This is a genomic window from Coleofasciculus sp. H7-2, from assembly GCF_042747725.1.
Lineage (GTDB): Bacteria > Cyanobacteriota > Cyanobacteriia > Cyanobacteriales > FACHB-T130 > FACHB-T130.
This window is the reverse complement of record NZ_JBHZGO010000003.1, coordinates 36,530-51,295: the sequence shown is the minus strand read 5'-3', so window position 1 is coordinate 51,295 and position 14,766 is coordinate 36,530. Positions and strand designations below refer to the sequence as shown.

16 protein-coding genes and 1 tRNA gene are annotated in these 14,766 nt (G+C 46.5%); 10 read left to right on the top strand and 7 right to left on the bottom strand.

The genetic code is table 11. The features are described from left to right. Positions 1 to 8: 8 nt before the first annotated feature. Positions 9 to 449: a peroxiredoxin gene (locus tag ACFW2W_RS00925; RefSeq protein WP_378172055.1), complete on the bottom strand. Its 441-nt coding sequence runs from the start codon at positions 447 to 449 to the stop codon at positions 9 to 11. A gap of 249 nt (positions 450 to 698) precedes the next feature. Here ACFW2W_RS00925 and ACFW2W_RS00920 point away from each other — a divergent pair, with 249 nt between their 5' ends. Continuing rightward, positions 699 to 1,106 (top strand): Npun_F0494 family protein, encoded by a 408-nt coding sequence (locus ACFW2W_RS00920; RefSeq protein ID WP_378172052.1) that lies wholly within the window; start codon positions 699 to 701, stop codon positions 1,104 to 1,106. On the opposite strand, the gene ACFW2W_RS00915 is transcribed toward ACFW2W_RS00920, so the two are convergent. Then, positions 1,070 to 1,240: a hypothetical protein gene (locus ACFW2W_RS00915; RefSeq protein WP_378172050.1), complete on the bottom strand. Its 171-nt coding sequence runs from the start codon at positions 1,238 to 1,240 to the stop codon at positions 1,070 to 1,072. The genes ACFW2W_RS00920 and ACFW2W_RS00915 overlap by 37 nt on opposite strands. Positions 1,241 to 1,345: 105 nt before the next feature. On the opposite strand from ACFW2W_RS00915, the gene cobQ reads away from it, so the two are divergent. The 5 genes from cobQ (at position 1,346) to ACFW2W_RS00890 (ending at position 6,326) form a co-directional block, all read left to right on the top strand. Beyond that, positions 1,346 to 2,851 (top strand): cobyric acid synthase CobQ, encoded by a 1,506-nt coding sequence (gene cobQ / locus ACFW2W_RS00910; protein WP_378172047.1) that lies wholly within the window; start codon positions 1,346 to 1,348, stop codon positions 2,849 to 2,851. Between the two features lie 73 nt (positions 2,852 to 2,924). Continuing rightward, on the top strand, positions 2,925 to 3,164 hold the full coding sequence (locus tag ACFW2W_RS00905) for a 2Fe-2S iron-sulfur cluster-binding protein (RefSeq protein WP_190823166.1): 240 nt from the start codon (positions 2,925 to 2,927) through the stop codon (positions 3,162 to 3,164). 27 nt (positions 3,165 to 3,191) lie between these two features. Further along, complete coding sequence (locus ACFW2W_RS00900) at positions 3,192 to 4,844, top strand: site-2 protease family protein (protein ID WP_378172044.1); 1,653 nt, start codon at positions 3,192 to 3,194, stop codon at positions 4,842 to 4,844. Between the two features lie 118 nt (positions 4,845 to 4,962). Further along, entirely contained in the window at positions 4,963 to 5,439 is a 477-nt protein-coding gene (locus ACFW2W_RS00895; RefSeq protein WP_378172041.1) for a hypothetical protein, read from the top strand. Beyond that, positions 5,388 to 6,326 carry a hypothetical protein gene (locus ACFW2W_RS00890; protein WP_378172039.1) on the top strand — a complete coding sequence of 313 codons (939 nt, stop codon included), beginning with the start codon at positions 5,388 to 5,390 and terminating at the stop codon, positions 6,324 to 6,326. The genes ACFW2W_RS00895 and ACFW2W_RS00890 overlap by 52 nt, the downstream gene beginning before the upstream one ends. Here the strand turns inward: ACFW2W_RS00890 and ACFW2W_RS00885 are convergent. From ACFW2W_RS00885 to ACFW2W_RS00870, 4 genes are all read right to left on the bottom strand, one after another. Next, complete coding sequence (locus tag ACFW2W_RS00885; protein ID WP_378172036.1) at positions 6,323 to 6,769, bottom strand: SRPBCC family protein; 447 nt, start codon at positions 6,767 to 6,769, stop codon at positions 6,323 to 6,325. The genes ACFW2W_RS00890 and ACFW2W_RS00885 overlap by 4 nt on opposite strands. Positions 6,770 to 6,819: 50 nt before the next feature. Further along, a complete protein-coding gene (gene zds / locus ACFW2W_RS00880; RefSeq protein ID WP_378172033.1) occupies positions 6,820 to 8,289 on the bottom strand; it encodes a 9,9'-di-cis-zeta-carotene desaturase in 1,470 nt (489 codons plus the stop codon). 118 nt (positions 8,290 to 8,407) lie between these two features. Continuing rightward, positions 8,408 to 9,529, bottom strand: coding sequence for a hypothetical protein (locus ACFW2W_RS00875; protein ID WP_378172031.1), 1,122 nt, complete (start codon positions 9,527 to 9,529; stop codon positions 8,408 to 8,410). Positions 9,530 to 10,517: 988 nt separating this feature from the next. Next, on the bottom strand, positions 10,518 to 12,161 hold the full coding sequence (locus ACFW2W_RS00870; protein WP_378172028.1) for a DUF6930 domain-containing protein: 1,644 nt from the start codon (positions 12,159 to 12,161) through the stop codon (positions 10,518 to 10,520). A 298-nt stretch (positions 12,162 to 12,459) separates the two neighbouring features. Between ACFW2W_RS00870 and ACFW2W_RS00865 the strand changes: the two genes are divergently transcribed. Next, positions 12,460 to 12,816: a HesB/IscA family protein gene (locus ACFW2W_RS00865; RefSeq protein WP_378172024.1), complete on the top strand. Its 357-nt coding sequence runs from the start codon at positions 12,460 to 12,462 to the stop codon at positions 12,814 to 12,816. A gap of 17 nt (positions 12,817 to 12,833) precedes the next feature. Here ACFW2W_RS00865 and ACFW2W_RS00860 read toward each other — a convergent pair whose 3' ends face one another. Next, positions 12,834 to 13,013 (bottom strand): hypothetical protein, encoded by a 180-nt coding sequence (locus ACFW2W_RS00860; RefSeq protein ID WP_378172021.1) that lies wholly within the window; start codon positions 13,011 to 13,013, stop codon positions 12,834 to 12,836. A 9-nt stretch (positions 13,014 to 13,022) separates the two neighbouring features. Between ACFW2W_RS00860 and ACFW2W_RS00855 the strand changes: the two genes are divergently transcribed. From ACFW2W_RS00855 to ACFW2W_RS00845, 3 genes are all read left to right on the top strand, one after another. Beyond that, the gene (locus ACFW2W_RS00855) at positions 13,023 to 13,442 is read left to right on the top strand and encodes a hypothetical protein (protein ID WP_378172019.1); all 420 of its coding nucleotides are present in this window, start codon (positions 13,023 to 13,025) and stop codon (positions 13,440 to 13,442) included. Positions 13,443 to 13,808: 366 nt separating this feature from the next. Next, a complete protein-coding gene (locus tag ACFW2W_RS00850; protein ID WP_378172016.1) occupies positions 13,809 to 14,684 on the top strand; it encodes a M48 family metallopeptidase in 876 nt (291 codons plus the stop codon). Continuing rightward, positions 14,663 to 14,746 (top strand) — tRNA-Leu (locus ACFW2W_RS00845). The genes ACFW2W_RS00850 and ACFW2W_RS00845 overlap by 22 nt, the downstream gene beginning before the upstream one ends. Positions 14,747 to 14,766 lie beyond the last annotated feature (20 nt).

The window sequence follows — 14,766 nt, the reverse complement described above, 5'->3', positions numbered from 1 at the left end:
TCGTCGGCTCAAGAAGCCAGTGCCGCTAAGATATCCTGAGCATGACTACCCGTGTTGACGCTGGAATCAACGTGAACGATCTTGCCAGTGTCATCAATAACGTAAGTTACGCGCTGGGCATAGCCGCTACTTCCTTCAACTTCATAAGCTTTGATGATGCTGCCATCGACATCTGCCAGTAGGGGAAAAGGCAAATTGAATTTCTCGGTGAATTTCTGGTGAGACGATTCATCATCCTTGCTCACGCCCAAGACTACAATATCTTTGCCTTGATAGTCTGCATAGGCATCTCGAAAGCTACAAGCTTGTTTGGTACAGCCGGGTGTATCATCTTTGGGATAAAAATACAAAATCACGGTTTTTCCCGCCAAATCAGACAAGGAGACGGTGTTCCCATTGGTATCTTTGGCGGTGAAGGCGGGTGCCGTTGTACCGACTGCTAGAGCCATAAATTCTATTTCCTGCTCAGTTATGATTGTTTGGTGAAAATCAAATTTTACAATATTTTAAAATTGCGCTTGGGCTAAGCTAAGGTGGATGACGGCAGTAGGTCTCCTATCGAGACGCGCCGGAGAGCGTCTGCAGCTACAACCATAGAGTTTGTGGGTGCGAACGATAAAAATCGGTTAATGAATAACCGAAATTGACTAGATGGCAATTGTTAATCCTCTGCTGTTTCCTGGCATTAGAGATAAGAGATGAATTCTGTTGAGGCAAAAAACTCCCAGTCGATTCAATATTCCCCTGGCAGTGTATCCCGTGCCGAACGGGCGATGCGCTGTTCGCCCTTCCTCCTCCCTTTGTTTGCGGCGATGCGCTCAACGAGCGTTCCCCTGCAAGCGATCGCTAGTTCTTCAGGCGTCCAACACCAGTACACCCGCCAGCCTTTGCGGGAACTAGGTGCAGAAAGTTCCCTGTTGTGGCTGATTCAGGTAGGCATCCTGCGGCGAGAAGTGGATGGTCAAGGAATCACCGATAGTTTTCGCCTCACACCCTTGGGACGCCAATTGGTAGAAAAATGGGAACTTCAGGGTGGTTCGTGGCCTCCCCCCTCTCTTGGCGATCGCTTCTATAATGCCTTAAATCGTTGGTTCCGGTTGTTCTGAGGGCTGAGGGCTGAGGACTGAGGACTGAGGGCTGAGGACTGAGTGCTGAGGACTGAGTGCTGAGGACTGAGGGCTGAGGACTGAGTGCTGAGAACTGAGTGCTGAGTAAGAATTTTCCCCTGCCCCCTGTTCATCTCCTGTTCCCGGCTTGCCTGCTCCCCCCTCTTCCTTGCCCCCCTGTTCCCCTGCTTCCCGACTTGCCTGCTCCCTCCTCTTCCCTATATCCCCTAACTATTAAAATGAAAGCGATTATGGTCGTGGGAACCACATCCCACGCAGGAAAATCTCTACTCACCGCTGCACTTTGCCGGATTCTATCTCGGCGCGGCTGGCGAGTGGCTCCCTTTAAAGCGCAGAATATGGCGCTGAATTCTTACGTGACGCCCACTGGAGGAGAAATTGGTTATGCCCAGGCAGTGCAAGCTTGGGCTGCGGGAGTAACGCCCTGGGTGGAGATGAACCCAATTTTACTCAAACCCCAAGGGGACATGACTTCCCAGGTGATTATCAAAGGCAGATCCGTCGGGCAAGTGGGTGCTGCGGAGTACTACGAGCAGTATTTTGACATAGGTTGGCAGGCAATTGAAGAATCGCTGCAACGTCTCTCCGAAGAATTTGATTTACTTGTATGTGAGGGAGCTGGTAGCCCAGCGGAGATTAACCTCAAGCACCGCGACATGGCGAATATGCGGGTAGCGAAGCATTTAAATGCTTCAACTCTGCTGGTAGTGGATATTGACCGGGGGGGCGCTTTTGCTCATGTGGTGGGTACTCTGGAGTTGCTGGAGAAGGAAGAACGGGCGCTGATCAAGGGTATTGTAATTAATAAATTCCGAGGACAGCGATCGCTCTTAGACTCCGGCATCACCTGGTTAGAACAACGCACCGGCATTCCCGTAGCGGGTGTCATTCCCTGGATCGATCAAGCTTTGCCCGCTGAAGATTCCCTAGATTTGTTTGAGCGTCGCACTACCAAGTCTCACAGCGATCTCACCATTGCCATCATCCGCCTTCCCCGAATTTCTAACTTCACCGACTTCGATCCTCTGGAAGCAGAATCCAGCGTTACGGTGAAATACATTAGCCCCAGAGAACCCTTGGGACATCCGGATGCCGTGATTATTCCGGGTTCCAAAACCACCATCGCTGATTTATTACTGCTGCAAAAAACCGGCATGGCGCAGGCAATTCAAAACTACGCGGCAGCAGGTGGCACCATTCTGGGGATTTGCGGCGGGTTCCAGATGCTGGGCAAATTTTTAGCCGATCCCGAAGGAATTGAAGGCGAAACGGGACGTTACAAAGGTCTGGAACTGTTACCCGTAAAAACCGTGATTACCGCCCAAAAAATCGCCCGCCAGCGACTCGTAACTTCTAACTATCCTCAAGCTGGTTTACCTGTCGCCGGTTATGAAATCCATCAGGGGCGCACGCGGCTGTTGGATTCAGAGGAAGGAATGGGGGCATCCGGGCAGGCACCGAGGCAATACTCCTACAAAACGCTGTTTGACGATCCCACTTTGGGGATTGTCGATGGCACTCAATCAGTTGTGGGCACTTATCTCCACGGTCTTTTTGATAATGGTCCTTGGCGAAGATCCTGGTTAAATCACCTACGGCAGCAACGGGGACTTCCATCTCTCCCCACAGGCGTCGCCAACTACCGCGAACACCGAGAAGCAATTTTGGATTCGCTGGCAGATACGGTGGAAGCTCACCTAGATTTAAACCCTGTTTTGTCTTAAAAAATTGGTAATTGGTAATTGCTTTTTACCAATTACCAATTACCCATTACCAATTACCTATTACCAACTACTGATGAGCGTAAGTGTACTTTTTTTACCTGACGACATTGCGGTTGACGCTGAGGTAGGAGAAGCGTTATTACAGGTAGCAGAACGGGCTGGGGTGTTCATTCCCACTGGCTGCCTAATGGGTTCGTGTCACGCCTGCGAAGTGGAGGTAGGGGACGGACATACTATCTGTGCTTGTATCACAGCAGTACCGGCAGGGTGCGAACAGTTAACTATCAATCTCTACGTTGACCCCGCCTGGTAGCAAACTACACACAGGGTTGAGCCGTTAATGGAATATTTGCTTTACGGATTAGCAGTCTATGGGTTGCTAGTAGTGGCACCCTACTTGATTTTTTTTCAGCGACTTTTAGGCTTGACTCTACAGTATATCGAATACGAAATTCGGAGCGGCGAGGAAATCCCTGCTTATATCAAAGATTTATTTGAGATTCCATTGCCAGAACTTGAAAAGCTAGGGTTTCAGTTCTGTTCCTATTTCAGCTTTAATGACATTTACCTGGATGCCTCGAAAAGCTGGGGGATGGTGCTATACAACGAGGCATTTAAAACATTCGCCAATGTAAACATTCGTAGCCTGCCGGAATCGGTGAGGCTGTTTACGATTGAGTTCTTTACTTTTTTTGAGGATGGTGTCCTGTTACACACGATGAATGGACAGGCTTACGGCGTGATTGGGAAAATACCCAATACCATTCTCCAAGATCCTTACGCGGTGGAAACCCAGGAACAGTGGCAAGTCCATCAAGACAAGCTTGAGCATTTGGCGCTTACAAAAATGCCCCTCGCCATGTCATCAAAGGCGTTTATTGAGACATTGCGATCGCATCATGTCACCTACATAGACAGCTTGGTGAAATCAGGGCAGCTGTCACCGATTAAAGGAACAGAACTGCTAGAACTCAATCTCGGTACTGCGATGAAAACAGCTATCAAGATGGGGAAAGATAACAGCAAGTATATAACTCTCGTCAAAAAGTGGACGCAAAAGGCAAAAACAGAACCCTATCGATATGTGGAGATTCCTCCGGCGGTGGAAGTTGAGGGATTCCGCCGGATGGAACGAATCGAACGGGGACGCGCCAGAAAGGGGATAAAGTCTTGGTTGTTGCTTGGCAGTTTGGTCGTGTTTGCCATCTCCTTCACGCCGTTTTTCGACTTGGAGACACTGCTGATTCTCATCGGCGTCCTGTTTTTGCACGAACTGGGGCACTTTTTGACGATGAGAGGGTGCGGCTATAAAGATACGTCGATTTTCTTCTTGCCCTTATTTGGTGCTGCGGCTTCCGGACGCAAAGAAAATGCTACGATTCGGGAAAAATTTCTGGTTTTGCTGGCGGGTCCGGTTCCGGGGATAATCTTAGGAGTTGCGATCGCGCTGGCAATTCCCGATTCTCTCCAGCGTTCCTTAGGTTTGCAAGAGGTAATCAGCTTTCTAGTAATTATTAACTACTTCAATTTACTCCCTATCTTGCCCTTAGATGGAGGACGCATCCTAGATTTATTAATATTTTCCCGCCATCCCTACACCGATGTTTTGTTCAAACTTTTCGCAGTCGGATTGCTAGTTTTTATCGGCATGAGTCCAGGGACTGGGATTTTTCTTTTCCTCGGATTTTTGATTGCGTTTAGCATCCCTGCTAGCTTTCGCAGTGCCAAGATTCTGAAGATACTGCGGCGAGAACTACCTCAATCAACTGACGATGCTGATAGCGTACTGATAGCTATTTTCCAGACGCTCAAAAAGTCTGGTTACGGTTCCCTACCGTTTGCTCAGAAGTATAGAATGGTCAAAGATATTGCCCAACGCTGTCGGGAATCCCATTCCAGTTGGGGAACCAGACTGTTGTTGTTAGGCGTATATTTGATGTGCTTATTTGGCGGTTTGATACTTTTAGGTAATAGCTTCGTACCAGTTCGTTAGCTATTTATCCGCAAATTGAAATTCAGATATTAGAGATCCCCCTTTTTAAGAGGGGTTAGGGGGTATCGGATCGGTTCTCATCGAAAAATGATATGAAAACCAATAGTAAAAGGATCTGATGAATCAAGAACAACTTAACATTGAAAGTATTCAAGAGGAACTTAGAAATATTCCTCTGGATGAACTATTTACTCTTGAGGAATGGAACATAACTTTCGCAAGATTCACTGAATTTATTGGTCATCAGAACGAGAAGATTAGAGAATTAGCGGTTGAGAGAATTGTTAAAGATATTTGCTCAGAAAATTTACAGAAATACCGCCAAAATAACTTTGTACCTGAATCCTCCGCGCAACGCATCGCACCAATTTTAAGTGCGATCGCTTACCAAGAAAATCAAACACCTGGATTAGTTGAAGAGTTTTGTTACTACGCTCAGCGCCTTATCAGATATGAAGATTATCTGGAATTAATTCTCCAATGGCTAAACAATTTGGCAGAGAATAAACAGTGTGAATCCCTAAGTGTAGAAACAATTCTAACTTGCCAAATCCGCTTTTTTTTTATGGTTATATTTGGAAAGAAGCTCAATTAAATTTACTCGCTGCTCTGGATCATCCTCACCCTTCAGTTCGAGCCTGTGCTGCACAGAAAATTGGTGAATTTTATCAGTATGGCGATCCAGATATGCCGCCAATCAATGAAATGATGCAATTAATTAAAGACAAAGAAATTGAACGTCCTGGAATTGCTGGACCGTTTTTTGATCCTATCTGTTTCGATTTTAAAAATATTCAGCAATCCTATGAAACGCAGATTGATGTTTGCCAATGGATATTGGATATTTTAGAAAATCGCAAATCTTCAAAGCCAAAATTAAAACTAAAATATTTCGGTGTGAGTATTGATTTTCAAGCTCACGAACTGCTTTCCAACAATCCCTCCCACATTCAACATCTAATAAAAATAGGTAGATTTGACATCGCTGTATTGGCGGCGACAGACAGGGAGCGGAAAATCGAAGCGCTTGAACATATTTTAATGGACTTAGGAAATCACAACGAGCCGGAAATAGTACGCCTCGCCTCTTGGCATTTGGCATATTATTACCATCGCTTGCATCCGAAAGGCGAAGAAATGAATTTTGTCAAGCTCATTTCTGAACTAGCTGATATTGATGTATTTCTGAATTTTTCCTCAGACTCAAAACCACCTTACGCAGCAATTATTTATCCAAAAGACGATAATAAACTAATGAATAATCAGACAGCTTGGACATGGATAAATAAACTTTTCCCGGAATCTGTTCGAGGCAAGGTAGTTCCAAATACCTGGGATAATGAAGATGAAGTGACTTACCAGTACGAGTGCGGTTACATCCAGTTTCGCGGTTCTGTTGAGCGAAAAGAATGGGAGAGTGTAACTATCGCAGATTATGGTAATTTTTGGAACCCTATAAAGCTACTTGAGCTACCCAATTAAGATTTAGCTTGAGAGTTAATGGCGTATTCTCGAAACCGATCCAAATCGGCTTGGATAGTGGATTCGACAACGCGCCCCAGAAAAAGATTATCCATTAATCTGCCCAACCAACCGGGAATGCCGTAAGCCACCGTTAGTTTAACAATGCTACTGCCGTGTCGGTCATAAAAGCGAATCGCACCCCGATTTGGCAATCCACCAACCGATTCCCATTGGATAATCTGGTTGGGCACTTTTTTCAGGATACGAGCAAGCCAGGTAAATTCTAAGCCGCCTGTAGCGAGTTTCCAGCGGGATAATTGTGGGTCATTATCCAGAACTGTAACCGAGTCAATCCACTTCATCCACCGAGGCATTTGCTCCAGATCGGACCAGAGGTTCCACACCTCGTCAATGGGAACCGGCACCTCTACCTGCACGCTATGCTCTAGCCAATCAGCCATTTACTTCTTTTCTTCCTTCGCACTATGCGGCGTCTTTGCGGTTTCTTCCTCTAAACTGCCGACAACTGACTCTTACCCTTTATTTCTTGCACATTTTCTAAAATCGCCTTCGCCGCCTGACGCCCAGACAGAGTTGCCCCTTCCATACTATCGATGTAATCTTGCTGAGTATAGCTACCCGCAAGGAAGAAATTTGCAATCGGCGTCTTCTGAGGAGGACGATAGGGGTCCATGCCAGGGGCTTCGCGGTAGAGAGACTGAGCCAGCTTCACCACACTGTACCAGGTCATGTTCAACTCGCGGGAGGAAGGGAATAGCTCATGCACCTGCTTGAGGACGTGTTGAGCGATCGCTTCGTTACTTTCCTTGATAAACGGATCTCCCGGCGTCAGCACTAGCTGCAACAGCGAACCTTGTCCCTCGCGGTAATAATCAGAGGGACTTGTTAAAGCTAAATCTGCAAAGCAGGAAAAGTCGGCATCTGCTGTATAAAGCAGATTATCAATTCCGGCAGCATGATGCACTTGGTGTCTTTCTTCGGCATCGTACAACTCAGTCACCCAGCCATCAAACCGCAGCTGCACTGTCGCCACTGGCACTGTATCCAGCTTATAAATATTGTCAAATTCCGACCATTGACGCCACGCTTGCGGCAAAACGCGCTGAATTCCTGGCACGTCGCAGGCGCAGACATAAGCATCTGCGGTGATGGTTTCTTCAGTTTCTCCTTTAGCAATCAGTAAGCCAGTCACTTGCGTCTCATTGCCTTCGCCGGTATATTGAATTTCTCGTACCCGGCGACGAGTATGAATTTTCGCGCCTCGTGCTTCTATGTATTCAATAATCGGCTTGTGCAGGTACTCGTAAGGAGAACCTTCCAGCATTCGCAGTACCGACGCCTCGGTTCTGGCGGCAAACATCTGAAAGATGGTTAGCATACAACGAGCGGAAATATTTTCGCAATCAATAAATCCGAGTGCATAAGCAATTGGGTTCCACATCCGCTTGATGCTGCCATTACTGCCACCGTGACTGCGAAACCAATCGGCAAAGCTAATTTTATCGAGAGCGCGAATTGTTTTCATCGAACCCTCGAAGTCTACCAAGCCGCGCACGATGGTACTGCTACCAAGTGCGATCGCATTCTGTACTTTATCCTGCAACGATAGCTGCGATGTTGTGAAAAATGCTTTCAATCCATTGAAAGGCGCACCTGTGATGAAGCGAAAATCCAAGGCACCCGTGACGCCTCCTTGATTGATAAAGGTGTGGATATGTTCTTTCAGGCGCAAATTTTCATCTGCCCCCACCTTCTTCATCAATTCAAATAGCTGGTAGTAGTTCCCAAAAAAGACGTGCAACCCCATCTCAACGTGATTGCCATCGGCATCCACCCAACTGCCGACTTTACCCCCCACAAACGGACGAGATTCAAAGATTTCGACTTCGCAACCGGCATCGACTAAATCGACTGCCGCTGCCATTCCAGCCAATCCTGCCCCGACGATTGCAACCCTCATGCCATCTGTCCTTGTCAATTTCTTTACAAAGTTTAACAGGTGACAGGAGAAGATTACCGATTTTTTAATGGAAGACTGGCTAATTGAAGGATGGCTAATTGATAACTCCCTCTGCTTTTCAGCTTGTCGCCGCATCACCAAATACAGATGGGGAAAACATCTCCCACAACACACGGAAGTAAGGCTGCAAAGTATCCGCTTGTGTAGAACTCAAGCGAGTCCGAATTTCCTGTCCCAACAAGTGGAGCAGTTGCCGCACCAGTTCCCACTTCACCTTTAATGTAGGGTACAGCATCACGCACAGGGGAAATAACTCCTCTTGAATCGCGCTGATGTTTCCTTCCAAGGCACATACCCACAGATAAACTTGGAACATCTCTACATCGCGGATGCTAGATGTCTTAACCGTGCTGTCACTGAGATTGCCAGTGTAGCTGCGATAGGCGGGATATAGTGCCATAACTCGCTGGACAATTTTATTGGCAATTTCTGTACTTACTGGCAATAGGTTTTGTACTGCTGCCAAAGCTGGCGAATCATAATCATGTTTAGCTGCTGCATCGTAGGCGCGTTGCAATGGCATATAGAGGTGATCGTCAATTACTTTGAAGTAAGCATTAACTAGCGATCGCTCTTGAGGAGAAAGCGTCTCTAGCAGCATCTGACTGGTGTAATGGAACTGCATACTTACAAAACCAATTATTCTCGGATCGTTACAAGTATATTTCTTCCGCATTGCTCCGATATCGGCACCAATTACTGTAGATAGCTGACTGGGGGCAACCTGTTCGGTATAAACTTCTAGGGCATTTTCATCAATCGGATGGGAATTGCAAGCCGTTTCCATCACTGCAAGACGCCGCGATACCGATTGTTGAGTATAGACTTCTAACGCCTTCTGATAGATGCCAAAGGAATCGGCTGCAACTTCCCAGGGATTAATTAACTTAGGGTCAATCCGATTTCGCTGAACTTCTTTGGCAAGCAACACCTCAGTTTTATTCCAGGCTTTGGCACTGACGAATCGCAGAGAATGCATTAAATTTTCGGCGGTTTGCGCCCGTCCTTCTTTAGAAATAATTTTGCCAAAGCTTAGCTCGTTTGTATCCTCTCGCTCTTCTGAATCAAACTCTAAGTTCTCAACATACTTTTTAGCCCATTGCTGTGCTAAACCTTCAAGATTACTAGAGTTTGGTATCTCTGTTTTTGGTTTATAATTATTGCTAGTTAAGTTTGTCATTATGCCCCCAGATTGGTATTTCTTTGTTTAGTAGAGCTAAAACGGTCTATTTTATTATTTAATACTATTGTTTGAAATTCTATAAGCGTAAAAATACCAGTTAAGTCTATTTAAATAAAATTTAATATTGGGTATTTTTACTGATTCAAACTAATTTAGTAAAATTGTTTTGACTACAGTTACTAACAACTTGTTTGATATAGCAATCCTACTTGAGTTGTGAGAAACGAACCGCTCTGTTCGCTTTAGACGCAGAGAAAGACAGGAGAGAATTTCGCAGCTAATTTATGACTGTTATAGCAATCCTAAATGAGAGGTGAAATTTTATTTATATAGACGTTCTATAGAACGTCTCGGAAGAAGGACAGACTCACCACAACCTATTTAGGATTGCTATATATTTTGGGTCTTCCGGGTATACAGGTTTAACCGTATACTGGGATACAAAAAATTGGCTCTGATAGGGCTGAAACCCCTGTCCTGCTAAACATAAATCTTACTTATCACCCAATACCTAGGAGAGCCTATATTTTTACTATTGTTACAATTAATAAAGCAGATTGTCAAATAATCAAAACCGATGATTATTAAAGATTTGATTAATTAACTCTAGGTAAAAGGTTTAGTAATTAGTTAGATTTACGGCTCCTCTGGGTGGGGTGAATCTAGAGCAGTCCTATTTGATTGGGAGCATCTCGCTTTTGTCGCCGACACCCTTGAGGGTGCGATCGCCTACAAAAACGCGCCTTGCCGTGGTTTAGTAGTCAGGACTTACGCAAATATCACCACATCTGAGGGCAACCACAGGGGGATTGAACCCGAAAAAACGCTATATGTATAAGCTTTGCGTAAGTCCTGTTAGCCTGAAGAGAGCAGTCGTTGTTTGACAAGCCACGACTTTAGTCGTCAGGTGTTTTTACAAAACTAAGATGCACCTATTTGATTTGTAAAGAGACGCTGGCATGAAAGCGTCTCTACTTTCAACTTCTCAATCCACCTCAAACTGGGGCATCAGCTGGAGCATACCCAATCCTAATTCTTTGGTGGAGAGCGATCGCGCTTCAAATAAAGCCATCATGTCGCCTAGCTGAGGATTTCCCCTAGATGCTCCTTTTAGCCCCCTAGCAACAATCAAGCCGCAGTAGCCTTTGGTTTTCTTACAACGCTGATCCCACTTGCGACGAGCTTCGCTATGAATCGGATCGTCTTCTTGAAATTCACCAAACAGGTACATATTGCCATTTTCAGTTTGGAGAATTCCTAAGTCATAGCGATCGCTAGTTAAAGGATCTTCTCCCGGATTAAAGCAAATTCCCTTCAACCCTCCAGCACCTTGGATTTGCTCAATCAATTCTTTTGCCTTGGGACGAGAAGTTTGAATCAAAATCACCGGCATTCCCTCACCCGCCGCGATCGCATCCTTCGCTTGATAGAAATCGACGCTTTGACGCAGCACCTCCACTCTCTCCCAAGTCATCATCCCCAAGCTGAGGAAAGAATCTTTGGGCACCAAGTCATCCCGCAGAGGTAGCGTCATCTCCTCAATGTCGGCGTCTTCCTCCTCTGCCAACTCTGCCATCTCAAACAGTTCCGACGCCACATCGGGCACCGTTGCCACCTTAACGGGAATCGATTTTTGCAGATCCGCCTCTAGGGGTGCGGCGATGCGGTAGCGTTTGCTCAAGGTGGGGAACTTCTCTGCTGCCAACTGCCGATTGGATGCCCGGAAAAAGCGATGGAGGGCTTCCAGTGCCACGTAAACTGCGATCGCTTCTTCCTCATACAAAAATGGTCGCATCCCCTCTAACGGATGCACATTTCCGAAATTGGGTTGAATTTCCGAAAGCGGCAAGTCAGCTAAATCAATGTCTTCGTCCTCTTCATCTTCGTCTAAGGAATCTTCAGCTGGCTCGAAAGTGACAAACAAGCAATCTTGCCCTAAAAATGCTTCTTCTAGCTCCTCAAAAGACTCCTTTGCCAAAACCGACGACCGAAACCGTTTCAGAGAGTCAAGAGAGCGATACAACAAAATGCCGTACTCCATGCCCAGCATTCCCATCACCGAGGCGTACAGCGTCTCCACATCCCACTGGTTTAGCTCAATTGAGATAATCTGGTGGTCGGCAAGCAGTTCCCAAGGCGCATCGTGCCAAATCTCATAAGCTTTTTGCACCAGTAACTCGGCATATTCCGGCGGTAGCTTGGGAGGTCGAGTGCTGGTGATTTCCTGGAACCCGCGAAATAGTTCGTCAATCAGGGGCAGTTCCGGTACATAATCAACGGCAATGTCTAGATTCTGAAGGACACCCCGCAGGTAGAACTGAAGTTCTCTGTCTCGGACTACAATTTTCTGAGGGCGAGATGGCTTCCCAGGGCTGTGGGGATGTTCCATTGCTCGCAGCAGGGCGCGAACAACGGCTTCCGGTCCCGTCTCGGAAGTCACGACATCCATCGCCCGAACCATTCCCTCGACGCCATCCACCCAAACAATGCATTCGCTATCTGCTTGAGTATCCGACTCTAAGCTTTGCGCCATCCCAGCAGATAATCGACGGCGATCGCCTTCCCAGACGCTGGGAATTTGTTGTAAAGTTTGCAGCCGACGAGATGTAGAGCGATTGAGAGCAGACATAGACTAGGCCAACTGGGGGAACAACACACCGTGCGCTTTGTAGATCCTCATTTTAAATACTAATCGTCTCTTCGCCGTCCTTCTATAAACTGATGCTTGTCAGTGATGAAAGCACCACGATATAATCCTTGCGCGATCGCCCCATCTATCCTCAACGCCTAATGGTTAACATAGATAATAAACAGCTTTTCGCTTCGCCTGTCTGCGGTTAAGTTAAGATTCTTCGATAAAATTGACCTAGTGGACTGGCTTCCTCAAGTCGTCTAGATAAAACAGCAAATTAGGAGTCGAGAGCGCCATGACACAAGCTACTCAATCGCAACAACGCGGCATCCAGTTAAGCGAAACCGCCCTCAAACACGTCCTCTCCCTGCGCGAGAAACAAGGCAAGGATCTGTGCCTGCGAGTTGGCGTCCGCCAAGGTGGCTGCTCTGGGATGTCGTACCTGATGGATTTTGAAGAGCCTAGTCAAATTCGGGAGAATGATGAAGTATACGACTACGATGGCTTCAAAATTGTCTGCGATCCCAAGAGTATGCTATACCTCTATGGTCTGATGCTGGACTATAGCGATGCCATGATTGGCGGTGGCTTCCAATTTACGAACCCCAATGCTGCTCAAAGTTGCGGCTGCGGTAAGTCATTTGGCGTCTAAGTCATTTGGGGTCTAAGTCATTTGGCATCTAAGTTCAAGCTTGGCGTACAGCTTGTAAAAACATCTGATTGGAAAGCAGGTATCTCGCCTGCTTTCCAGATATGGGTGGATTCAAACTCCAACCTCCCCATAAAATAACGATAAAGAGCGCCGCTATCTAGCTCGCCATCCGCTACGCGATCGCTAACATCTTTCATCTTTCAGAAATGACCGATCCAATTAACGACCTTTTTGACAATAGCCTGGAACGCTATAAAGCGGGAGAAGGCCCGGATACTTTGCTACCCGTTTTCAAGGACATTTGCGATCGCTCCCCCAAACTCACTGCTGCCTGGATTTGTCTGTCGTGGCTGTATCTATTGGACGATCAAGCTACTCTGGCTTACAAAGCCGCTCAAAAAGCTGTCAAGTTAAATCCCCAAGATCCGCAGGCTCACATTAACCTGGTTCTGGCGATGCTTGAGGAAGGGAAAACCGGCGTCCGCCAACACATTGAAGAGGCTCAACGATATCTGGCGATTAATCCAGAACTACGCCAAGATATCCAAGAAAGTATTGAAGATGGATTAGCCAGAAAACCCGACTGGAAGGGTTTAAATCGGGTAAAAAACTGGTTGTTTACCTAATTGGGAATTGTCCTCAGAAACCCTAACTTTGAAGGTGAAATATTGGAAAAAGTTAGGGGTTTTTAGGGTATACTTATTTAAGTAAGTTAAAAATGCTTTTTTATATAATTGAGTGTTTGCAATTTTTAAAAAATCTAATATATTCCCATTATATAAGAATACCATTTAGGAGCGAAGAAGTAAAGATAGTAACAACAATTTGTAAATCGCCTCAATAAATCCTAGTTAGGTGCGCCGTTCGCCAACAAAAACAAAGCGCCCTCGCTATACTAATTTGGGATATCTGTTTTCACGATCGCGCTCAAACATCACTGCATCAATCAATTCTTTTCTTTTGTTTTAGTTCTTTTTTTTGAGATTGCCTCCATGTTGCCTTCAAGGACACCCTTAATCGGTCTCTCGGCAGACAAATTTCGCCATCCCCTAGATTTGGAGGCGACCAACGCCTTAAAACAGCTACCGGGAATGGATATCCTGGTAAGAAATTTGCTTGGCCCCCTTGCCGAACAGTTTTTTTACCTGGAAAATATAGCGGCGGGCGTCCTCGTAGGCGAACAACAGCTGCCTCATCTGCATAAACTGCTGTTAGAAGCTTGCCAGATATTGGATTTGGAACCACCGCAACTGTACGTCCGCGCCTCACCCGCGCCAAACGCCTACACCTTTGCCATGCGAGGAAAGCAGCCGTTTATTGTGTTGCACACCTCATTAATCGATTTGCTGACACCCGAAGAGATTCAGGCAGTCATCGCCCACGAACTGGGACACCTGAAATGCGAGCATGGAGTGTACCTAACACCCGTCAATATTATGGTGTTAGCGGCAGGATTAATTCCTACTTGGGGTGCGGCGATCGCTGAAACTTTGAGGGCACAGATGCTACAGTGGCTGCGATGTGCAGAATTCACTTGCGATCGCGCCGCACTTCTTGCCACCCAAGACTCCAAAGTCGTCAGTTCTGTCTTGATGAAACTCGCCGGGGGTTCGCCCACTCTCGCACCGCAGCTGAACCTGGAAGCCTTTTTAGCTCAAGCGAGAGCTTACGACGATATCAGTAAAAATCAGCTGGGTGAAATGCTCAAACAAGCGCAGACAGCCCAACTCAGTCACCCAGTTCCCGTCTTGCGGGCGCGAGAAATTGACCGCTGGGCCAGCAGTCAGGAATATCAAGCCTTGCTACAACAGCACTCCATAGACTATAATGGTGAAGCTAAACCCAAGGGCGGGTGGCGAAATTGGTAGACGCATCAGACTCAAAATCTGACGATTGTGAGATCGTGAGAGTTCGATTCTCTCCCTGCCCACTCTTTACACAAGAGAACGA